The organism is Herbaspirillum sp. VT-16-41 (genome assembly GCF_001994935.1).
Lineage (GTDB): Bacteria > Pseudomonadota > Gammaproteobacteria > Burkholderiales > Burkholderiaceae_D > Herbaspirillum > Herbaspirillum frisingense.
In genome coordinates, this window is record NZ_MUXB01000183.1 from 46,233 (window position 1) to 68,219 (window position 21,987).

At 65.1% G+C, this 21,987-nt stretch carries 16 protein-coding genes; 9 read left to right on the forward strand and 7 right to left on the reverse strand.

The window, feature by feature from the left end:
- The first annotated feature begins 206 nt into the window (after positions 1 to 206).
- The 6 genes from BTM36_RS25845 to BTM36_RS28505 all read left to right on the forward strand — a co-directional run bounded on the left by BTM36_RS25845 (position 207) and on the right by BTM36_RS28505 (position 7,386).
- A complete protein-coding gene (locus BTM36_RS25845; RefSeq protein WP_077238489.1) occupies positions 207 to 575 on the forward strand; it encodes an Hpt domain-containing protein in 369 nt (122 codons plus the stop codon).
- A 178-nt stretch (positions 576 to 753) separates the two neighbouring features.
- A complete protein-coding gene (locus tag BTM36_RS25850; RefSeq protein ID WP_077238490.1) occupies positions 754 to 2,199 on the forward strand; it encodes an efflux transporter outer membrane subunit in 1,446 nt (481 codons plus the stop codon).
- A gap of 2 nt (positions 2,200 to 2,201) precedes the next feature.
- Complete coding sequence (locus tag BTM36_RS25855; protein WP_077238491.1) at positions 2,202 to 3,281, forward strand: HlyD family secretion protein; 1,080 nt, start codon at positions 2,202 to 2,204, stop codon at positions 3,279 to 3,281.
- Positions 3,278 to 6,028: a ribosome-associated ATPase/putative transporter RbbA gene (gene rbbA / locus BTM36_RS25860; protein WP_077238492.1), complete on the forward strand. Its 2,751-nt coding sequence runs from the start codon at positions 3,278 to 3,280 to the stop codon at positions 6,026 to 6,028. The genes BTM36_RS25855 and rbbA overlap by 4 nt, the downstream gene beginning before the upstream one ends.
- Position 6,029: 1 nt before the next feature.
- The gene (locus BTM36_RS25865; protein WP_077238493.1) at positions 6,030 to 7,157 is read left to right on the forward strand and encodes an ABC transporter permease; all 1,128 of its coding nucleotides are present in this window, start codon (positions 6,030 to 6,032) and stop codon (positions 7,155 to 7,157) included.
- Between the two features lie 64 nt (positions 7,158 to 7,221).
- On the forward strand, positions 7,222 to 7,386 hold the full coding sequence (locus BTM36_RS28505; protein WP_158243315.1) for a hypothetical protein: 165 nt from the start codon (positions 7,222 to 7,224) through the stop codon (positions 7,384 to 7,386).
- 60 nt (positions 7,387 to 7,446) lie between these two features.
- Here the strand turns inward: BTM36_RS28505 and parC are convergent, their stop codons facing one another.
- The 7 genes from parC to BTM36_RS25900 form a co-directional block, all read right to left on the reverse strand.
- Positions 7,447 to 9,762, reverse strand: a complete 2,316-nt coding sequence (parC, locus tag BTM36_RS25870) for a DNA topoisomerase IV subunit A (protein WP_077238494.1) — start codon at positions 9,760 to 9,762, stop codon at positions 7,447 to 7,449.
- A 34-nt stretch (positions 9,763 to 9,796) separates the two neighbouring features.
- Positions 9,797 to 10,720, reverse strand: a complete 924-nt coding sequence (locus BTM36_RS25875) for a lytic transglycosylase domain-containing protein (RefSeq protein WP_077238495.1) — start codon at positions 10,718 to 10,720, stop codon at positions 9,797 to 9,799.
- Position 10,721: 1 nt separating this feature from the next.
- Positions 10,722 to 12,710, reverse strand: coding sequence for a DNA topoisomerase IV subunit B (locus BTM36_RS25880; RefSeq protein WP_077238496.1), 1,989 nt, complete (start codon positions 12,708 to 12,710; stop codon positions 10,722 to 10,724).
- A gap of 269 nt (positions 12,711 to 12,979) precedes the next feature.
- Positions 12,980 to 14,332, reverse strand: a complete 1,353-nt coding sequence (locus tag BTM36_RS25885) for an amidase (protein ID WP_077238552.1) — start codon at positions 14,330 to 14,332, stop codon at positions 12,980 to 12,982.
- Positions 14,333 to 14,455: 123 nt separating this feature from the next.
- Positions 14,456 to 15,133: a DUF2848 domain-containing protein gene (locus BTM36_RS25890; RefSeq protein ID WP_077238497.1), complete on the reverse strand. Its 678-nt coding sequence runs from the start codon at positions 15,131 to 15,133 to the stop codon at positions 14,456 to 14,458.
- Between the two features lie 90 nt (positions 15,134 to 15,223).
- Positions 15,224 to 16,537: an MFS transporter gene (locus BTM36_RS25895; protein ID WP_039876979.1), complete on the reverse strand. Its 1,314-nt coding sequence runs from the start codon at positions 16,535 to 16,537 to the stop codon at positions 15,224 to 15,226.
- A gap of 300 nt (positions 16,538 to 16,837) precedes the next feature.
- On the reverse strand, positions 16,838 to 17,773 hold the full coding sequence (locus BTM36_RS25900) for a LysR family transcriptional regulator (RefSeq protein WP_006463599.1): 936 nt from the start codon (positions 17,771 to 17,773) through the stop codon (positions 16,838 to 16,840).
- Between the two features lie 368 nt (positions 17,774 to 18,141).
- Here BTM36_RS25900 and BTM36_RS25905 point away from each other — a divergent pair, with 368 nt between their 5' ends.
- From BTM36_RS25905 to BTM36_RS25915, 3 genes are read left to right on the forward strand one after another with little or no spacing between them, the layout of a single operon-like run.
- Positions 18,142 to 19,107 (forward strand): MurR/RpiR family transcriptional regulator, encoded by a 966-nt coding sequence (locus tag BTM36_RS25905; protein WP_039875452.1) that lies wholly within the window; start codon positions 18,142 to 18,144, stop codon positions 19,105 to 19,107.
- Positions 19,104 to 20,090, forward strand: a complete 987-nt coding sequence (locus tag BTM36_RS25910) for an isoaspartyl peptidase/L-asparaginase family protein (RefSeq protein WP_077238498.1) — start codon at positions 19,104 to 19,106, stop codon at positions 20,088 to 20,090. Before BTM36_RS25905 ends, BTM36_RS25910 begins: the two co-directional genes overlap by 4 nt.
- A 25-nt stretch (positions 20,091 to 20,115) precedes the next feature.
- Positions 20,116 to 21,969 (forward strand): dipeptide ABC transporter ATP-binding protein, encoded by a 1,854-nt coding sequence (locus tag BTM36_RS25915; protein ID WP_077238499.1) that lies wholly within the window; start codon positions 20,116 to 20,118, stop codon positions 21,967 to 21,969.
- The last annotated feature ends 18 nt before the right edge of the window (positions 21,970 to 21,987 follow it).

A 21,987-nucleotide genomic window follows, 5' to 3' on the forward strand; every position in this document is an offset into this window, starting at 1 on the left:
CGTCTATACCTAACACTTCTGATTGACTGTCGTAGCCGGCTTGGTTACGTTACAGGCGCGGCGAAAGAGTTTGCGTGAGTTTGCGCGAGTTTGCCGCACCCGCTCACGATCCGCGCCGTACCCATCGGCCCGGAACTGCTGCTCAAAAGAAATTGGCAATGGAGCAATATATTGCGTATATTGCGTCGGCCTCAGGGGAGAAACGCGTGAACGACAACCGATACCAGCACATCAATCCCGAGCCACTGCTCGAGGCCATGGGGGGCGATGCTGCCGCCTGCCGTCACATGTTCGGCACTTTTGCGCAGAGCGCACCGGCCACCTTCGCCCGGCTGGAACAGGCCATCCACGCCGACGATGCAGCCCAGGTCAAGCGCGAGGCGCATAGCCTCAAGAGCATGACGGCCCTGGTGGGCGCGGGCGTGCTGACCGACATGCTCAAGAGCATCGAGACGCAGTCGCGCGCCGAACCACCGGTCAGCGCCCAGCCGCGTCTGGCAGAGCTGCAGGCGCTCTTCGCCGACGTCGCCGCCGAGGTGCGCCATTATGTCGACCAGGTTGGCGTAGCGCAGTAGGGCAGGAAGGCGCCATCGGCCTCGAGCGTTTCCCCTATTCCCCTATTTGACTTGTTACCGACTCATCAGTCAGTAACCTGACTTACATCAATCGGGTTTTTGGCAAGCAACTTCATAATGTGGACACAAAAGACGAAGACTTTCGTCACCACATTTTCCGCTTCCGCCGATGCCCACGATGTGCGAGCCCCCTCCCAGAATGCGCCTGGCCGCATTGCCGCTGTTGCTGGCATTTTTGCTGGCGGCCTGCCAGTCCATGGCGCCGGACTACCAGCGGCCCGCCGCGTCGGTGGCCGCGCACTACCCGCAGCAGCCTGACAGCACGCTGCCTGCCACGACGCCGCTGGACTGGAAGACCACCTTCAGCGATCCGCAACTGCAAGCCCTCATCAGCCTGGCCCTGGCCAACAACCGCGACCTGCGGGTGGCCGCCTTGCGGGTGGAGGAGGCCATGGCGCTCTATGGCATCCAGCGTGCGGACCTCTTTCCCACCATCGGTGCGCAGGTCGGCCTGGACCGTTCGCGTACCCCGGCCGATCTCAACCTGACCGGACGACCGCTGGTCGGTAGCGCCTATCAGGCAGGGCTGGGCCTGAGCAGCTGGGAGATCGACCTGTGGGGCCGTCTGCGCAGTCTGGATGATGCGGCCCTGCATACTGCCCAGGCCAGCGAAGCCACGCGTCGCGCTGCTACCCTGAGCCTGGTCACGCAAGTGGCCGATGCGTATCTGGAACTGGGTGAGCTCGACGAGCGCCTGGCCATCGCCAGCGATACCATCGCCAGCCGTCAGGAGAGCTATCGCATCTATGCACGGCGGGTGGAGGTGGGGGCCAGTTCGCGCCTGAACCTGACACAGATCGAAACCCTGCTGACCCAGGCCCAGGCCTTGGGCGCACAACTGGAACAACTGCGCGCCCAGCGCCTGAATGCCTTGACGCTGTTGGTGGGTAGCCCACTGGAACTGGCACCGGGACAGGCACGCAGCGTGCTGGACACGGTCTTCCCCGCGTTGCAGCCGGGCCTGCCTTCGCTGTTGTTGACGCGCCGGCCTGACGTGCTTGCTGCCGAATACCGCCTGCAGGCAGCCAACGCCAACATCGGTGCCGCGCGGGCGGCTTTTTTCCCGTCTATTTCGCTGACCGGCCAGGTCGGCAGCGCCAGTGCCGAATTGAGTGGCCTGTTTCGCGATGGCAGCCACGCCTGGAGCTTCTCGCCCAGCATCACGCTGCCGATCTTCACGGCCGGTCGTCTGCGCAACAATCTGGCGCTGTCCGAGATCCGTCGCGATATCTCGGTGGCCAATTATGAAAAGACCGTCCAGGCCGCCTTCCGCGAGGTGGCCGATGCCCTGGCCGCCCGCCAGTGGTTGACGCGGCAACTGGCCATCGCCCAGACCGCCGTGACCGTGCAGGCCGAGCGGGCCCGCCTGTCCACGCTGCGCTATGACAACGGCGCCGCGCCTTTCCTGGATGTGCTCGATGCCCAGCGCGACCTGCTCAGCGCGCGCCAGCAACTGGTGCAGACCCGGCGCGCTTTGCTGTCCTCCTCCGTGGCGCTGTATGCGGCCCTGGGTGGTGATGCCAGCCAGGCCGGCGCTGCCACCCCTCCTCGTCCCGGACCCTGATCATGACGCTTTCTCCCGCCAAGAAAAACCTGCTGACCGCCGGCCTGCTGGTCGTCCTCCTTGCTGGCGGTGCCACCTATGCCTGGCAGCGCCTGCATCGCAGCGGCCCGGGGGAGGGTTTCGCCAGTGGCAATGGCCGCATCGAAGCCACCGAGGTGGATGTGGCCACCAAGCTGGGGGGCAGGGTGGACGCCATCCTGGTCAACGAAGGGGATTTCGTCACGGCCGGCCAGCCGCTGGCCCAGATGCAGATCCTGTCGCTGCAGGCGCAACGTGATGAAGCCCAGGCACGCCAGCAGCAATCGCTGTCGGCCGTGGCCAGTGCCGAGGCCCAGGTGGCGGTGCGCGAGAGTGACTACCAGGCCGCGCTGGCACAGAGTGCACAACGCGAGAGTGAACTGGACGCAGCGCGGCGCCGCCTGGCGCGCTCCGAAGTGCTGGTCAAGGAAGGGGCCTCGTCGCTGCAGGAAGTCGATGACGACCGCGCCCGGGTGCGCGGCATGCAGGCCGCCGTGACCGCTGCCCAGGCACAGGTGACGGCCGCCCGGGCCGCCGTGGTGGCGGCACGCACCCAGGTCAGCGGTGCCAGATCGACGGTGACCGCAGCCGCCGCCACGGTACAGCGCATCAAGGTCGATATCGACGACAGCACGCTCGTCGCACCCCGTGCCGGGCGGGTGCAGTACCGCATCGCCCAGCCGGGCGAGGTGCTGGGGGGCGGCGGCAAGCTGCTCAACCTGGTGGACCTGAGTGACGTCTACATGACCTTCTTTGTCCCCGAGGCCGTGGCCGGCAAGCTGGCCCTGGGGGCCGAGGCCCGCATCGTGCTGGACGCCGCACCGCAGTATGTGATCCCGGCCAGGATTTCCTTCGTCGCCAGCACCGCCCAGTTCACTCCCAAGACGGTGGAGACGGCCAGCGAGCGGCAGAAGCTGATGTTCCGTGTCAAGGCGCAGATCGATCCGGCGCTGTTGCAGCAGCATCTGACGCTGGTCAAGACCGGCCTGCCGGGCGTGGCCTGGGTACGCACCGACCAGAGCCAGGCGTGGCCGCCGCAGCTGGTGACCAGGGTTCCGCAATGACCGCCACCCCGGACCAGTCGTGGGTGGCACGCCTGGACGGGGTGTCGCTGCGCTATGGCAAGACGCTGGCACTGGATGCGATATCGCTGCAGGTTCCGGCCGGCTGCATGGTCGGCCTGATCGGCCCGGACGGCGTCGGCAAGTCCAGCCTGCTCTCGCTGGTGGCCGGCGCCCGCGCCTTGCAGCAGGGCGAGGTGAGCGTGCTGGGCGGCGACATGCGCAAGGTCGCGCATCGTACCCAGGTCTGCCCGCGCATCGCCTACATGCCGCAAGGACTGGGCAGGAATCTCTATCCCACCCTGTCGGTGGAAGAAAACCTGCAATTCTTCGGTCGCCTGTTCGGCCAGGATGGTGCCGAGCGCCGTCGTCGCATCGACGAACTTACCCGCGGTACGGGCTTGGCCCCCTTTCTCTCGCGCCCGGCCGGCAAGCTCTCCGGCGGCATGAAGCAGAAGCTGGGCCTGTGCTGCTCACTGATCCACGATCCCGACCTGCTGATCCTGGATGAACCCACCACCGGCGTGGATCCGCTGTCACGGGCGCAGTTCTGGGACCTGATCGAACATATCCGCCAGGAGCGTGCGGGCATGAGCGTCATCGTCGCCACCGCCTACATGGAAGAGGCGGACCGCTTCGACTGGCTGGTGGCGATGGACGACGGCAAGCTGCTGGCGACCGGCACTCCGGCCGAGCTGCACGCCCGTACCGGCACGGCAGCGCTGGAAGAGGCCTTCATCAGCCTGCTGCCCGAAGAAAAGCGGCGCCAGCACCAGACAGTGCAGGTCACCCCGCTGGATGCAAGCGTCGAGGCCGGCATTGCCATCGAGGCCAAGGGCCTGACCATGCGCTTCGGCGATTTCGTGGCGGTGGATCATGTGGATTTCCGTATCCGGCGGGGCGAGATATTCGGCTTTCTCGGCTCCAACGGCTGCGGCAAGTCCACCACCATGAAGATGCTGACCGGGCTGCTGCAGGCCAGCGAGGGCCAGGCCTGGTTGTTCGGCCAGGAGGTCGATCCGCGCGACATGGCCACGCGGGCCAGGGTGGGCTATATGTCGCAGGCCTTTTCGCTGTATGGGGAATTGAGCGTACGCCAGAATCTGGTGCTGCATGCCCGCCTGTACCGCGTGCCGGAAGCGCAGATCGACGCCCGCACCGAAGAGATGGCGACCCGCTTCGGTCTGCTGGATGTGATGGACAGCCTGCCCGAGAGCCTGCCGCTGGGCATACGCCAGCGCCTGTCACTGGCTGTGGCGATGGTGCACAAACCGGAGCTGCTGATCCTGGACGAGCCGACTTCCGGCGTGGACCCGATCGCCCGCGACCTGTTCTGGCAACTGATGATCGACCTAGCGCGCAAGGACAGGGTCACCATCTTCATCTCCACCCATTTCATGAACGAGGCCCAGCGCTGCGACCGCATCTCGCTCATGCATGCCGGCCGGGTCCTGGTGAGCGCCACGCCGGATGCGCTCATCCGCGAACGCGGTGCGGCCACGCTGGAACAGGCCTTCATCGCCTATCTGGAAGAGGCGGCGGGCAAAGGGAGCGCGCCGGTTGCCGATGACCGGCCAGCGCTGCCCGCGGCGGTGGAAGCGTCAACATCGCGCCCCGGCCGGTGGCGCACCAGCCTGGGCCGCGCCCTGAGCTACAGCCAGCGCGAAAGCCTGGAGCTGCGACGCGACCCGGTGCGCGCCACGCTGGCCTTGCTGGGGACGGCCATCCTGATGTTCATCATCGGCTATGGCATCAACCTCGATGTGGAAAACCTCACCTATGCCGTGCTGGACCGCGACCAGACCGGTCTGAGCCAGAACTATGCGCTGAACCTGTCGGGCTCGCGCTACTTCATCGAGAAGCCCGCCATCACCGATTATCAGGACCTGGACCGGCGCATGCGCAGCGGCGAGATTTCGCTGGCCATCGAGATTCCCTCCGGGTTTGCCCGCGACATCGGGCGCGGCAAGCCGGTCGAGGTCGGGGCCTGGGTGGATGGCGCCATGCCCACGCGCGCCGAGACCGTGCGTGGCTATGTGCAGGGCATGCATCAACTGTGGCTGGCCGACATGGCCCTGCACCGTCTGGGGCAGACCCTGGCCACGCCGGCCTCCATCGAGACACGCTATCGCTACAACCCGGATGTGAAGAGCCTGCCGGCCATGGTGCCGGCCATCATCCCGCTGCTGCTGATGATGATTCCGGCCATGCTCACGGCGCTGTCGGTGGTGCGCGAGAAGGAGCTGGGCTCCATCCTCAACCTCTATGTCACGCCGGTCACCCGCACCGAATTCCTGCTGGGCAAGCAGTTGCCCTATCTGCTGCTGGGCATGCTCAACTTCGCCATGCTCACGCTGCTGGCGGTGACGGTATTCGGGGTGCCGGTCAAGGGCAGCCTGTTCACGCTGACCCTGGCGGCGCTGGTGTTCATCATCTGCTCCACCGGTTTCGGTCTGCTGGCATCGACCTTCACCAACAGCCAGATCGCGGCGCTGTTCGTGACCATGATCGGCACCATCATTCCCTGCGTGCAGTTTGCCGGCCTGTTGAACCCGGTGTCCTCGCTGGAGGGCATGGGCGCCCTGATCGGCCAGGTCTATCCGGCCACGCATTTCCTCACCATCAGTCGCGGCGTGTTCAGCAAGGCGCTCGCCGTCGGCGACCTGGGCTCGTCCTTCTGGCCCCTGGTACTCGCCGCACCCGTGATCCTGGGGCTGTCGGTGCTGTTACTGAAGAAACAGGAGCGGTGAGATGTGCAACTCCTGGGCCAACATCTACCGCCTCGGCATCAAGGAACTATGGAGCCTGCTGCGCGATCCGGCCATGCTGGTGCTCATCGCCTACACCTTTACGCTGTCCATCTACGTGGCCGCCACCGCCATGCCGGAAAGCCTGCACCACGCCGCCATCGCCATCGTCGATAACGACGGCTCGCCGCTCTCGGCACGCATCGCGGCGACCTTCTATCCGCCGCACTTCAAGGTGGCGCGGCTGGTTACGGCGCAAGAGGCTGATGCCGGCCTGGATGATGGCGACTACACCTTCGTATTGGACATCCCTGCCGACTTCCAACGTGACGTACTGGCCGGACGGGCGCCTGCAGTGCAACTGAATGTCGATGCCACCCGCATGAGCCAGGCCTTCACCGGTAACAGCTACATCCAGCAGATGATCACCACCGAGGTGACGCAGTTCGTGCGACGCACCGAGGCCGGTACCACCGCACCGGTGAACCTGGCCATGCGCATGCGCTTCAATCCCAATCTGGAGCAGTCCTGGTTCGGATCGCTCATGGAGATCATCAACAACGTGACCATGCTTTCCATCATCCTCACCGGCGCCGCACTGATCCGCGAGCGCGAGCACGGCACCATCGAACACCTGCTGGTGATGCCGGTAACGCCTGCCGAGATCATGCTGGCCAAGGTCTGGTCCATGGGGCTGGTGGTGGCGCTGGCGGCACTGGCCTCCTTGCTGTTGATCGTGCGCGGCGCGCTGCAGGTGCCGATCGAAGGTTCGGTGGCGCTGTTCATGCTGGCCACTGTCATGCATCTTTTCGCCACCACCTCCATGGGCATCTTCATGGCCACGCTGGCGCGTTCGATGCCGCAGTTCGGCATGCTGACCGTGCTGGTGCTGTTGCCGCTGCAACTGCTCTCGGGCGGTTCCACGCCGCGCGAAAGCATGCCGCTGCTGGTGCAGGACATCATGCTGGCCGCGCCCACCACGCACTTCGTGGCGGCCGGGCAGGCCATTCTGTATCGGGGTGCCGGGCTGGAGGTGATATGGCCGCAACTGCTGGCCATCTTTGCAATCGGTGCCTTGTTGTTCACGGCCGCGCTGGGCCGCTTCAGGAAGACCATCAGCCAGATGGCGTGATGGATATTTTCGTTCGCCTGCGCGGCGCCCGTGCGAACACCGACCTCACCGGGGAGTAACCACCATGGACCTGACCAGCCCTTCCGCCTTGATACCCGCCATCAGCATCGCGCTGCTCCTGTTCGGCTATGGCATGCGGGCCCGACGCTGGGCGCCCTATTGCATGCTGGCCGGGGCGTTCGGCTTGCTGGGGGTGTTGTTGTATCGGGTGTCGGTGGCGATTGCATAGTAAATCGCCCCCTGCACAACATGCGCAGAGGGCGATATCTCAACAACGTCAGGCCGCGCCTCAGACTTGCGGACGCAGCCCCGTCACCTTGATCCGAGACTCCAGCGCCTTGCCCTTGCGCGCCCGCTTGCCGATGTGCACGCCCAGCGACGCGGCCGAGAGGGCGATTTCCTTGGCCTTGCCGACATTGCCGGTGCCTTCGACCACCACGCCCTTCTGGCTGATGGCTTGTGCGCCGATCAGCTTTTCGTTTTTCTCCAGCTCCATCAGGTTCACGCCACGGCCGCCGGAGGACAGGGTCTTCATCTCATCCAGGCCAAACACCAGCAGACGGCCATTGCCCGAGACGCAGGCCACGGCACTGGCGTCGGCAGCGACTGCGCGCGGTGCCAGGGGCAGGGCGCCTTCGTCCAGCGTGAAGAAGCTCTTGCCGCCCTTGACCCGGCCGAACATGTCGGAGGCCTTGGCGATGAAGCCGGCCGCGGCATCCGAGGCCAGCAGCAGCGTGGTGTCGGCCGGGCCGGCGAAGTAGTGCAGGATGCTGCTGCCGCTGGCCAGTTCGATCAGCGTGGTCACCGGCACGCCATCCCCGCGTGCATTGGGCAGGGCGCTCACGGCGATGGTGTAGACGCGGCCGTTGGAGCCGAAGGCCAGCAGGTTGTCCACGGTACGGCATTCGAAGGCGCCATACAGGCTGTCGCCGGCCTTGAAGGTGAATTGCGTGGCGTCGTGACCGTGGCCGGTGCGGGCGCGTACCCAGCCCTTCTGCGAGATGATGACGGTGACCGGTTCATCGATCACCTTCTGTTCGAAGGTGGCGCGTTCGGCTTCCTCGATGATGGTGCGACGGGCGTCGCCATAGGTCTTGGCGTCGCCTTCGATTTCCTTGATGACCAGCTTCTTCATCGAGGCCGGGTTGTCCAGCAGGTCTTGCAGGGTTGTCTTCTCGCCGCGCAGCTCGGCCAGTTCCTGCTGGATCTTGATGGCTTCCAGGCGGGCCAGCTGGCGCAGACGGATTTCCAGGATGTCTTCGGCCTGGCGATCCGACAGCCTGAAGGCCTCGATCAGGGCCGGCTTGGGTTCGTCGGACTCGCGGATGATCTTGATGACCTTGTCGATGTTCAAGAGCACCGCTTCCCGGCCTTCCAGGATGTGGATGCGGTCGTTGACCTTCTGCATGCGGAATTGCGTGCGGCGGGTCACGGTCTCGAAGCGGAAGCTGATCCACTCGCCGAGGATGTCGGTCAGGTTCTTCTGGCGCGGACGGCCATCGCCGCCGATCATCACCAGGTTCAGCGAGGCACTGGTTTCCAGCGAGGTCTGGGCCAGCAGCGTGTTCATGAACTCGGTCTGGTCCTGGTTCTTGGACTTGGGTTCGAACACCAGGCGCACCGGCGCCTCGCGGCCGGACTCGTCGCGCACGGCGTCGAGCAGGCCGAGGATGGTGGCCTTCTGGGCTTGCTGCTCGGGCGTGAGCGATTTCTTGCCCAGCTTGAGCTTGGGGTTGGTCAGTTCTTCGATCTCTTCCAGTACGCGCTGCGAGGATACGCCCGGCGGCAATTCGGTGATCACCGCCTGCCACTGGCCGCGCGCCAGGTCTTCGATCTTCCAGCGGGCGCGCACCTTGAGGCTGCCGCGGCCGCTTTGGTACATCTCGGCGATGGTCGTGGCCGGGGTGATGATCTGGCCGCCACCGGGGAAGTCCGGGCCGGGGACCAGTTCCATCAGTTCGGCATGGCTGATCTTGGGGTTGCGGATCATCGCCACCGCCGCCTTGGCCACTTCGGTGAGGTTGTGCGACGGGATTTCGGTGGCCATGCCCACGGCAATGCCGGAGGCGCCATTCAACAGCAGGAAGGGCAGGCGCGCCGGCAGCAGGCGCGGCTCTTCGGTGGAACCGTCGTAGTTGGGCTGGAATTCCACCGTGCCCATGTCGATTTCATCGAGCAGCAGCTTGCTGATGGGCGTCAGGCGGGCTTCGGTGTAGCGCATGGCCGCCGCGCCATCGCCATCGCGCGAACCGAAGTTGCCGTGGCCATCGATGAGCGGGTAGCGCAGCGAGAAATCCTGGGCCATGCGCACCAGCGCGTCGTACACCGACTGGTCGCCGTGCGGGTGCAGCTTGCCCAGCACATCGCCGACCACGGCGGCCGATTTGCGCGGCTTGGCGGCGCTGTTGAGCGAGAGTTCGTTCATTGCATAGAGGATGCGGCGCTGTACCGGCTTCTGGCCGTCGGCCACATCGGGCAGGGCGCGGCCCTTGACCACCGAGATCGCGTAATCGAGATAGGCGCGTTCGGCGAAGGTGGACAGCGTCAGCGATTCGCCATAAGGGGCGGCCGGGACTGGGTCAAACAGGGTCGGTTGATCGGTCATGGAACAGTTCTTGTTGTCGTCGTGGTGGACAGGGTTAATCGTTGGCGGTGACGGGCTCGCGCGGCGGCAGCGTCACCTTGAGACGGGCCTGGCCTGAGCTGGCGCCGGGGGCGGAGGCGGAGGCGGGGCTGCGCTCGCCGGCAGCCAAGCGCATTGCGCCGGGCGGGCGATACAGCTCATAGAAGCGCGACACCAGCCGCACATAGCCCTGGGTCTCGGGATAGGGGGGAATCTTGTTGCCGTATTTCTGCACCGTGCCTTCGCCGGCATTGTAGGAAGCGATCGCCAGTTCCACATGTTGCGGGAACATGGCCATCAGGTCGCGCAGGTAGCGTGCGGCCAGGCGGATGTTGATCTTTGGATCGACCAGCTTCTGGTGCAGGCTCTTGCGGCGGTCGCCCTGCAGGCCATAGCGCTCGGCGGTATCGGGCATGATCTGCATCAGGCCGATGGCGCCCTTGCTGGAGACGGCACCGGCATTGAAGCCGGATTCGGCCGTCATGACCGCCTTGAGCAGGGCCGCATCCAGGCCGAACTCCCCGGCCGCTTCGCTGAGCAGGCTGTCGTACTTGCGCGCATCGCGATGCGCGAGCATGGTGCGCACGAAGGGCGGGTCGGCCGGGGTGACGGCTTCCTTGCTGCCGGGATGGTTCAGCAGCGAGGCGCTGCTGGCCATGAGCTTGTCGGGGTCGTCCAGGGTCTGGGCATAGAAGTGGACCGCGCCGTCGGCATCGGTGTACCGGTAGACGATGGTGCGGGGTTTGCGGCTGCTGCCGTCCTTGCCGCCGTTCTTGTTGCCCTCGGCCGCCTCCACCCGCATGTGCTGCACGCCATCGGCGTCGGTATAGCGCACCATCTGTTGCGCCCGTGCCGTCCCTGCGCCCGCGCACAGCAGCACCGTCGCGCCCAGCAGGGCGGCGCGAGCGATGAGCGGCAGGCGGGGTTGGCGGCGGGTCATGTCAGATATCGGCCTCGGCTTCGTTGCCGTGCTCTTCGATCCAGGCGCGGCGGGAGGCGGCTTCGCCCTTGCCCATGAGCATGTTGAAACGCTCTTCCGAGGTCTGCACGCCCGGTTCGCCGAAGCCGATCGGCAACAGGCGGCGGGTGTCCGGGTTCATGGTGGTTTCCCACAGCTGTTCGGCATTCATCTCGCCCAGGCCTTTGAAGCGGGAAATGCTCCAGGCGCCTTCCTTCAGGCCATCCTTGCGCAGTTTGTCTTCGATGGCTTCGAGTTCGCCATCGTCCAGGGCGTAGAGCTTCTGCACCGGCTTCTTGCCACGGGCGGGGGCATCCACGCGATAGAGCGGCGGGCGCGCCACGCAGATGTTGCCGTTCTCGATCAGCTTGGGGAAGTGACGGAAGAACAGCGTCAGCAGCAGCACCTGGATGTGCGAGCCGTCCACGTCCGCATCCGAGAGGATGCAGATCTTGCCGTAGCGCAGGCCGGACAGATCCGGGCTGTCGTTGATGCCGTGCGGATCGACGCCGATGGCCACGGCGATGTCGTGGATCTCATTGTTGGCGAAGAGGCGGTCGCGCTCGGTCTCCCAGGCGTTCAGGACCTTGCCGCGCAGCGGCAGGATGGCCTGGAACTCCTTGTCGCGGCCCATCTTGGCCGAGCCGCCGGCGGAGTCGCCCTCGACCAGGAAGATTTCATTGCGCGACACATCCGAGGATTCGCAATCGGTCAGCTTGCCCGGCAGCACGGCCACGCCGGAAGACTTCTTCTTCTCGACCTTCTGCGCCGAGCGCAGGCGGCTCTGGGCCTGCTTGATGACCAGTTCGGCCAGCTTCTTGCCGTACTCGACGTGCTGGTTCAGCCACAGCTCCAGCGCCGGGCGCGAATAACCGGCCACCAGGCGCACGGCGTCGCGGGAGTTGAGACGTTCCTTGATCTGGCCCTGGAATTGCGGGTCCAGCACCTTGGCCGAGAGCACGAAGGAGACGCGTGCAAACACGTCCTCGGCCAGCAGCTTGACGCCCTTGGGCAGCAGCGAATGCATCTCGGCGAAGCTCTTCACGGCCGAGAACAGGCCTTCGCGCAGGCCCGATTCATGGGTGCCGCCGTTGGAAGTGGGGATCAGGTTGACGTAGGACTCGCGCACCACGGCGCCTTCCTCGGTCCAGGCCACCACCCAGGAGGCACCTTCGCCCTCGGCGAAGCCTTCGGCATCCTTGCCGGCGAACTGCTCGCCCTCGAACAGCGGGATCAGGGTCTCGCCGCTGCCGCTCTGGGCCAGTTGTTCCATCAGGTAGCCGCGCAGGCCCTGGTCGTACTGCCAGCTCTGGCTGTCACCGGTCCTGGCGTTGGTGAAGGTCACCTTCACGCCCGGCAGCAGCACTGCCTTGGACCGCAACAGGCGTTGCAGCTCGCCCAGCGGGATGGTGGGCGAATCGAAATACCTGGCGTCAGGCCAGACCGTGACGCGGGTGCCGGATTTCTTGTCCTCGCGGGTGGCGGGGCGCGACTTGAGCTTTTCGATGACGTCGCCGCCGGAGAAGGCCAGGGTATGCACCCCGCCTTCGCGCCAGACCGTGATTTCCAGACGCGTGGCCAGGGCATTGGTGACCGATACGCCCACGCCGTGCAGACCGCCGGAGAAGGCATAGGCGCCGCCGGAGCCCTTGTCGAACTTGCCGCCCGCGTGCAGGCGGGTGAACACGATCTCGACGGTGGGGACCTTTTCTTCCGGGTGCAGGCCGACCGGGATGCCGCGGCCGTCGTCTTCCACGCTGACGCTGCCGTCGGCGTTCAGGGTGACGATGATGCTCTTGCCGTAGCCGCCCAGCGCTTCGTCGGAGGCGTTGTCGATCACTTCCTGGAGGATGTGCAGCGGGTTCTCGGTGCGGGTGTACATGCCCGGACGCTGCTTGACCGGCTCCAGTCCCTTGAGGACACGGATCGATGATTCACTGTAATCGGACGGGGATGTTTTTTTGGTTGCCATGCAGATGAGTGGTCGTGGCTGATGCCGGAGGGTTGTTCTATCTCTGTTTGCCCAGCGCCGAAGCCCCGTCGCAGGGGCCGTCTTGCGCTGCAAAAGCGCATTCTAATGAAAATTCCAGGGATTCGGCGTCCGGGCCGTGGAAATGTTCCCTTCCGCGTGGGACTTGTCCGTAAATGCGCTTAAATGCTGTTAAATATGCATTTAAATGCGGCAATGAAAAAGGCCTGTGCATGCACAGGCCTGGTTGATGTGTTGCAAGCACGCCGATTTCAGCTGGCCAGCAAGCCCTCCACGGCCAGCGCAATGGACAGCAGGCGTCGGTCCTGGCCACCGGGCGCCGCCAGCGACAGGCCGACCGGTGCGCTGCCTTCCGCATGGCAGGGCAGGGAGACCGCGCAGCCGTCGAGGAAGTTGATCAGCGTGGGGTTGCGCAGCATCTTGCCGTTGGCGCCGTAATAGGCGTCGTCGCTGGCCAGCAGTTCGGCAATGCGTGGTGCGACGATGGGCACGGTGGGCATCACCAGCGCATCGTAGCCGGCCAGTTGTGCCTCGACCTGGGCGATCCAGGGCGAGCGGGCGTGCAGCACATCCAGCAGGTCGGCCGCGCTCATGTCCTTGCCGCGCAGGATGCGCGAGACCACACGCTGGTCGTAGCCGGCAGCGCTCTCGGCAATCAGTGCGCGGTGCCAGGCATAGGCCTCGGCGGCGGTGAAGCCACCCTTGCTGTTGATGGCGGCCAGGCTGTTGAAGGCGGGGACTTCTTCCTCCGCCACCACCGCACCGGCTTGCGTGAGCCTGGACAGGGCGGCACGGTAGGCCTTGGCGACGCTCTCGTCCATGCCGTCGAGCACGACATTGGTGGGTGCCAGCAGGCGCAGGCCGCGCAGTGGATGGGCCGGCAGCGGGCGATAGGCTTCACCGGCCAGCACGGCGTCCATGATGGCGCAGCACTCCACCGAGGCCGCCAGCGGGCCGATTGAATCCAGGTAGGCCGACAGCGGCAGCACGCCCTCCATGGAGACCCGTGCGGCGGTCGGCTTGAAACCGGTCAGGCCGTTCAGTGCCGAGGGAATGCGCACCGAACCGCCAGTGTCCGAGCCCACCGCGGCGAACGCCATGCCATCGGTCACCGAGATGGCCGCGCCGGAAGACGAGCCGCCGGGAATGCGGCCTCCTTCGACGCCACGTTCCCACTGGTTTTGCGGGGTGCCGTAGTGCGGATTGATGCCCAGCCCGGAATAGGCGAACTCGGTCATGTTGGTCTTGCCGATGACGATGGCACCGGCGTTGATCAGCTTCTGCACCACCTCGGCATGGGCGCTGGCGACCGGCTTGCCGCGCAGCACCACGGACCCGGCCAGGGTGGTTTCACCGGCCACGTCAAACAGGTCCTTGACCGAGACCGGCACGCCTTCCAGCGGCGAGCGGCGCAGACCGGCGGCGCGCAGGGTATCGGAGGCACGGGCGGCGGCGCGCGCCTGGTCGGCATAGACGCTGGTGAAGACGCGCGCGCCTTCGCCGGCCGGGTCGGCGATGCGGGCCAGGGCCTGTTCGGTCAGTTGCAGGGAAGTGATGCGGCCGGCATCGAGGTCGGCGGCCAGTTGGGAAAGTGTGCTCGGCATGATGGAAAAATGGGGTGGTCGACAGGAGCGGTGCAGCGAAAAGAGCATAAGGGCCAATCAAGCCGGCAGTATCGCATTGCTTGCCGCATCAGACAAAAATGGCCAGCAGGGCTGGCCACGGGATCAGGCGACTTCGGCCAGCGACTGCGCGACATAGTGATGGCGCAGCGCACGCTGACGGCGTGGATCGTAGAGCTCCATCGTGAAGGAGGCCGCCGGGCGGATGCCGCCGATGGCGCCCACTGTGCCGCAGGTCATGCCGCAGCCCTCGGGCAGGGTCGCGCTGCCGTCGGTGAAGCGGGCGATCAGGTCGGACGGGGTGCGCAGCGAGGCCAGCGGGCCTTCCTGGTACAGCACGGTGGCGCCGTCTTCTTCGATCCAGGAGCGGATTACCAGCTCGTCCCAGTAGTCGGCCAGGTCCGCCAGTTTCCAGGCGGCAGCGCCCACCGGCTTGACGCAGGCCTGCTTGGAAAAAGCTACGCTATGGGCTTCCAGCTTGCGGTCGGTATGGTCGGAGGCGATGGAGACATACAGTTCGCCACCGGCATTGAAGACGAAGGTCTCGACTTCGCCGGAGGAGGCCTCGCCCAGTACCTGCACCTGTTCAGCCTGCGACAGCTGGTTGGCCGAGACGCGGTAGAACAGCGGCACTGCGCTGGGACGGGAGATGCCCAGGGCTTCCAGTTCTTCGATGTGATGTTCGATGGCCGCCATGTCGCGGCCGGCCCAGCCGGCGATGACCAGGCTGTCGATGTCGGCCTGGAGGGCAGATTGGTCGGGGAGGGTAAAGGTCAGCTTCATGATGTCTATCCTGCAGGTGATTCAAGGGTGATTCGAGGGTGATTCAAGGGTGATGTGCACTGCGCTTGGGGGAGTTGGTTCAGTGGGGTGTCAGTGCTTCCTGACGAACACCACCACCAGGAAACTGGCCAGGAATTCCAGTGCTGCCACGAAGTACAGGCCCGAGGACAGCGACCCGGTGCTGGTCTTCAGCGCGCCGATCATGTAGGGCGCCACGAAGCCGGCCAGGTTGCCAATGGAGTTGATCAGGGCGATGCCGCCGGCGGCTGCCGTGCCGGCCAGGAAGGCACCGGGAATCGACCAGAACACCGGGAAGGCCGCCAGGATGCCGACCGCCGCCAGCGTCAGCGAGCACAGCGCCAGGGTGGCATTGCCCAGGCTCATGCCGGTGGCGATCAGGCCGATACAGGCAATCAGGGTGGCGATAGCGCTGTGCATGCGGCGTTCGCCGGTCTTGTCGGAGTGGAAGCCGTTCCAGATCATGGCCAGGGTGCCGGCCACGAAGGGGATGGCCGAGATCAGGCCGATCTGCAGATTACCCTTGACGCCGATTTCCTTGATGATGGACGGTGCCCAGAAGGCGATGGTGGCGTTGCCGCTGACCACGCAGAAATACACGGCAGCGCAGATCCAGACGCGGTAGTTGCTACAGGCGTCCTTGAAGGAGAAGTGCTTGCCCGGCGCGCTGTTTTCGGCAGCCAGTACCTGGGTGACGGCATTCTTCTCGGCCTCGCTCAACCACTTTGCGTTGGCGGGTTTTTCCGGCAGCCAGGCCAGCACGGCGAAGCCGGCCAGCAGGGAAGGGATGCCCTCGATGATGAACAGCCACTGCCAGTTCGCCAGGTGACCCACGCCTTCCATGCTGCTCATGATGAGGCCGGCAATGGGGCCGCCGACCGCACCGGCGATGGCGAACGAGGTCATGAACAGGCCATTGACGCGGGCGCGGCGCTGCGCCGGGAACCAGTAGGTCAGGTACAGCACCACGCCGGGGAAGAAGCCGGCCTCGAAGATGCCCAGCAAAAAGCGCAGGATGTAGAAGCTGGTGGGCGTGGTGACGTAGGCCATCGCCATCGAGGCCAGGCCCCAGAGGATGGTGATGCGGGCCAGGGTCTTGCGGGCGCCGATCTTTTCCAGCAACAGGTTGCTGGGGACTTCGAAGAGGAAGTAGCCGATGAAGAAGATGCCCGCCCCCAGGCCGTAGACGGCTTCCGAAAACTGCAGGTCCTGCAGCATCTGCAGCTTGGCGAAGCCGACGTTGACGCGGTCGATCCAGGCCAGCACGAACAGGAAGACCAGGAACGGGATCAGGCGCCAGGCGATCTTGCGATAGGTGACATCCATGCTGGATGGCGCGCCTGCCGATGCCGCCGCTGTGGCGGCGGCGGATGGGGAATAAGACATGAAAACCTCCTCAAGTGGTGCCGGCGTCCGCGTGGCGGCGCCGTGCTGTGTTCGGCATGAAATGGACTGGGTGCATGGATGGCACTGCAGGACCGGCCATGCTGTTGTTGTAGCCCGAAGGCAGCGGTCTTAAATCAGTATGGGGATGCGGAGAGGGCGCTGTCCAACAAGAAAATGTGAACGGCCTTGATTGAAAAATCTTATGAGCAAAAGCGGGGCGGCGGTTGCTTCAGGATGGTGCTGCGCCGCATGCGGCGGTTGTGGATGCGCAGCTAGTAGCGGCGCGGCATTGCGCCCGGCTCAGTTGAGCGGCGCCGGCAGGCGGGCGATCTCGTGGCCCCAATTGAGTGCGAAGTCGGACGCGGTTTCCTGGGCGATGCGGGCCACGGTTTCGGTCAGGGGATTCTCATGGTCCGAGCGGAAGCAGGCGATCAGCGCCAGGGCCGGGAACTCGGTATCGACCCGCAGCAGGTGCAGGCTTTCCTCGTTGAGCTCGCGCTGGATGATGGCCGGCGGCACGGCGGTGATGCCGAAGCCATCGGTGGCCAGCCGGATCATGGTCGCCACCGAGGCGATGCAATTGATGTGCAGCGTGCGCTCGCTACGTTCGCTGCCCGAGAACAGGCGCTCGATCACCGCATGCGGCCCCGAGTTGCGGGCGAAGCTGATGATCGGGAAGGCCGCCAGGTCGGTCAGCGACAGGGTCTCGCTGCCGATGTCGAGCTTGGGACTACCGACCCAGCGCATGGGGAATTCGCACAGCGCGATATTGCTGACCTGCGGGCCGATCACCGGTTCGGCCTGCAGCACCAGGTCCAGGTTGCTCTTGCTGAACTGCTCGTGCAAGTGGATGGTGGTATCGCTGACGATCTCGATCTGCAGGCGCGGGAAGGTCTTGTGCAGCCGCCCCAGGAAATCCGGGAACCAGCTGTGGACGATGGATTCGATCACGCCGATGCGGATCACGCCGGCATAGACCTCGCGGTCGGACATGTCGTCCTTCATCTCGCGCATGAGCTTGACCATGCGCTCGGCATACACCAGCGCCTTGCTGCCGTCGGCGGTGAGTGCCACCTCGCGCGCGCTGCGGTCGAACAGGCGCACGCCGAAGTCCTGTTCGAGCGAGGCGATGCGGCTGGAGACGGCAGCCTGGGTGGTGTGCAGGCGCTCGGCAGTGAGCCGGAAATTGCGCAGCCGGGCCAGCCAGACGAAGGTTTCGAGGAAGCGGATATTCATGACGAGCAGGACGTGGAGAAGAGGCGTATTTTATCGCCAGGACGTGTCAACTCTCGTTGTCATTTTTGGTGCGCTGCGCAATAAAGTCGGTCCCGTTCGGCGCACATCTGGTGCATTTCACAGGGTAAGTTGCGTGCTTCTGGTGCGTTATATCGATATTCGGAATTTGAAAGTATTTTTTCTTTACTCCGGATTGAAATGAAAATATATTTACATTTTTCGCGCCAGGGCTGGTCGTCATATCAAGTCCCGCGACAGGATAAAAATGGGTGAGGCCCGCGTTTTCGTAAACGATATAAATCCAATCAATGATATGGAGCGTTTGCAGGCACGGGGCGATTTCTTCAGCACAGACGGGGCAGCGGACGGTGACACAACAACCGAAGAACATCAGCTTGCAGGGAGCCGGCGCGGTCGCGCAGGCCGTGGGCAAGCTGTATCCGCAGTTGTCCAAGTCGCACCGCAAGACCGCCGACTATGTGCTCGGCAACCCCTTTCGCGCGGCGACCATGACCATCGACGAACTGTCGGAGGCCGCCGGCATCTCGGTAGCCACCGCCAACCGCTTTGCCCACGCGCTGGGTTTTGACGGGTATGCCTCCTTCCGCGCGGCCCTGGTGGCGGACTTCGCCACCACGCTGGCGCCGGTGGAAAAGCTGCGCGACGAAGTGCAACGCGCCGCCACCAGCGCCGAGATCATGGCTGCTGCCTTCGATAGCGACATCCATAACATCGAGGCCACCCGCCGCATGCTCACGCCCGAGCATTGTGAACAGGCAGTGGACATGATTCTTGCCGCCGAACGCATCTTCATCACCGGCTTCGGCGCCTCGGCCTACCTGGCCGGCCTGATGGCGCATGCGCTGGAGCCCTATGTGCGCACCGTGTCCTCGGTGGCGCTGGCTGGTGGTCCTTCGCAGGCGGGCCGGCAATTCTTCAAGCTCGATAGTCGCGACCTGGTGATCCCGATGGTGTTTCCGCGCTATGCCGCCGATACCGTCTGGCTGACCCAGCGCGCAGTGGAGAAGGGCGCCCGTATCCTGGCCATCACCGATACTCCCGGCTCGCCGCTGGTGCCGCTGGCCGATGTCACGATCTATGCCCAGACCGATCGCAAGCTGTCTCCCACGTCCGATGCGGCCGCGCTGATCTTGATTCAGGCCCTGTGCGATGCGGTGGCGCATCGCGCCCGGCGTTCGGTGCAGGCTGCTTCGCAGATGACCGAATTCGTACTGCCCTGGCTCTACTTGCCGCAACAGCACCAGCGTCCGGCCATGACGCCTGTCGCCAAGCCGGCCCGGGCCGCTCTCAATAAAGGAAAGACCAAAGCATGACCACTCCGGTAATTGCCATCCATGGTGGCGCAGGCACCATCACGCGCGCCTCGCTGAGCGCCGAGGACGAAGCCCGATATCACCAGGCGCTGGCTGACATCGTGGCCGCCGGCCAGGCCGTATTGAATGCCGGTGGCTCGGCACTGGAAGCGGTGACCGAAGCAGTGCGCCTGCTGGAAGACTGTCCGCTGTTCAATGCCGGCCATGGCGCCGTCTATACCAGTGAAGGCCGGCATGAGCTGGATGCCTGCGTGATGAATGGCGCCGACCTGGCCTCCGGCGCGGTGGCCTGTGTCACCAATCTGCGCAACCCGGTGCTGGCTGCCCGCGCCGTGATGGAAAAGAGCGAGCACGTGCTGCTGGTCGGTCCCGCTGCCGAAGCCTTTGCCGCTCGCAACGGTGTGGCCACGGTCACGCCTGACTATTTCCATATCGATGCCCGCCACGAGCAATGGCTGCGCGTGCGCGGTCAGTCGCGGGCCATGCTGGACCATGACGCCTCCTCCTTTGCCTTTGCCGAAAAGACCGCCGCCCCCGTCGAGCCCATCGACCCCGACCACAAGTTCGGCACCGTCGGTGCGGTGGCGCTGGACCAGTTCGGCAACCTGGCTGCGGCCACCTCGACCGGTGGTATCACCAACAAGCAGCCGGGCCGGGTAGGTGATTCACCCATCATCGGTGCCGGCTGCTATGCCAACAATGCCACCGTTGCGGTTTCCGCCACCGGTACCGGCGAGGCCTTCATGCGCACCGTGGCCTGTTACGACATCGGCGCGCGCATGGCCTATGCCGGCCAGTCGCTGGAAGAAGCCAGCCGCGCCGTGGTGTTCGATACCCTGCCCAAGGTCGGCGGACGCGGTGGCGTGATCGCCATCGATGCCCAGGGCAACCTGGCCCTGCCGTTCAATACCGAAGGCATGTACCGCGCCTATGGCTGCGGCGAGCTGGCGCCGGTCACCGAAATTTACGCAGCACCGGCCTGAGTCGGCCGAGCAGGAGAGAATCAAGATGCAACAGTCACAACGCGTGCTCGATGTCAGCCACCTCAACGTCCGCTTCGCCACCTCCGAGCGGACGGTGGATGCGGTGCGCGACCTGTCCTTCCATGTGGATCAGGGCGAGACCCTGGCCATCGTCGGCGAATCGGGTTCGGGCAAGTCGGTGTCCTCGCTGGCGATCATGCGCCTGATCGAACACGGTGGCGGCAAGATCGTCGGCGGCAGCATGCAGTTCCTGCGCCGCAGCGGCCAGACGCTTGATCTGGCCCAGGCCGACAATGCCACCATGCGCGGCATCCGGGGCGCCGAGATCGCCATGATCTTCCAGGAACCGATGACCTCGCTGAACCCGGTCTTCACCGTCGGTGAACAGATCGCCGAATCGATCCGCCTGCACCAGGGCATGAGCCGCGCCGCCGCCCAGGCCGAGGCGCTGCGCATGCTGGAGATGGTGCGTATCCCCGAGGCCCGGCGCGTGCTGGGCCGCCATCCGCACCAGTTGTCGGGTGGCATGCGGCAACGCGTGATGATCGCCATGGCCTTGTCCTGCAAGCCTTCGCTGTTGATCGCCGATGAACCGACCACGGCCCTGGACGTGACCATCCAGGCGCAGATCCTGCAACTGATCCGCTCCCTGCAGGAAGAGATGCACATGGGCGTGATCTTCATCACCCACGACATGGGTGTGGTGGCCGAAGTGGCCGACCGCGTGGTGGTCATGTGCCGTGGCGAGAAGGTGGAAGAAAACGCCGTCGAGCCACTCTTCGCCGCACCCAGCCATCCCTATACCCGTTCCCTGCTGGCCGCCGTGCCGCGCCTGGGCTCCATGCGCGGTACCGATATGCCGCTGCGTTTCGGTATTGCGCCACAGGCCGAGGTGCGCCCCGACCTGATCGCCAGCGAGCTGCAGACCCAGCAGGAGATCGCCGCCCAGCGCCAGCCCATCCTCAAGGTGCGCGACCTGACCACCCGCTTTGATGTGAAGAGCGGCATCTTCGGTCGCGTCAAGCAGCGCGTGCATGCGGTGGAAAAGGTCAGCTTCAACCTGTTTGCCGGCGAGACCCTGGCCATCGTCGGTGAGTCCGGCTGTGGCAAGTCCACCACCGGTCGCTCCCTGTTGCGTCTGGTCGATATCGCCGGTGGTCGCGTCGAATTCGGCGGCCGCGACCTGGCGCAATTGCCGCGCACCGAGCTGCGCCAGTTGCGGCGCGATATCCAGTTCATCTTCCAGGATCCGTTCGCCTCCCTCGATCCGCGCATGACGGTCGGTTACTCCATCATGGAGCCGATGCTGGTGCACGGCATGAAGGAGGGCGCCCAGGAACGCGTGGATGCACTGCTGACCCGCGTGGGCCTCACCCCCGAACATGGCCAGCGCTACCCGCATGAATTTTCCGGCGGCCAGCGCCAGCGCATCTGCATCGCCCGCGCCCTGGCCCTGAACCCCAAGATCGTCATCGCCGACGAATCGGTGTCGGCGCTGGACGTGTCGATCCAGGCCCAGATCGTCAATCTGATGCTGGACCTGCAGGCCGAGCTGGGGATTTCCTTCATCTTCATCTCGCACGATATGGCCGTGGTAGAGCGCATCAGCCACCGGGTGGCGGTGATGTACCTGGGCCAGATCGTGGAGATCGGCCCGCGTCGCGCGATCTTCGAGAATCCGCAGCATCCCTATACGCGCAAGCTGATGGCGGCCGTGCCGGTGGCCGATCCCACCTTGCGCCAGCCGGGCAAGAAGCTGCTGACCGATGAAATTCCCAGCCCGATCCGGCTGGTGGGCGATGAGCCCAAAGTGGAGCCCCTGAAGGAAGTGGCTCCCGGGCACTTTGTGGCCCAGCACCGTATTGCCGGCGCTTTCTGAGCGCGGGCGGGTTTCCAT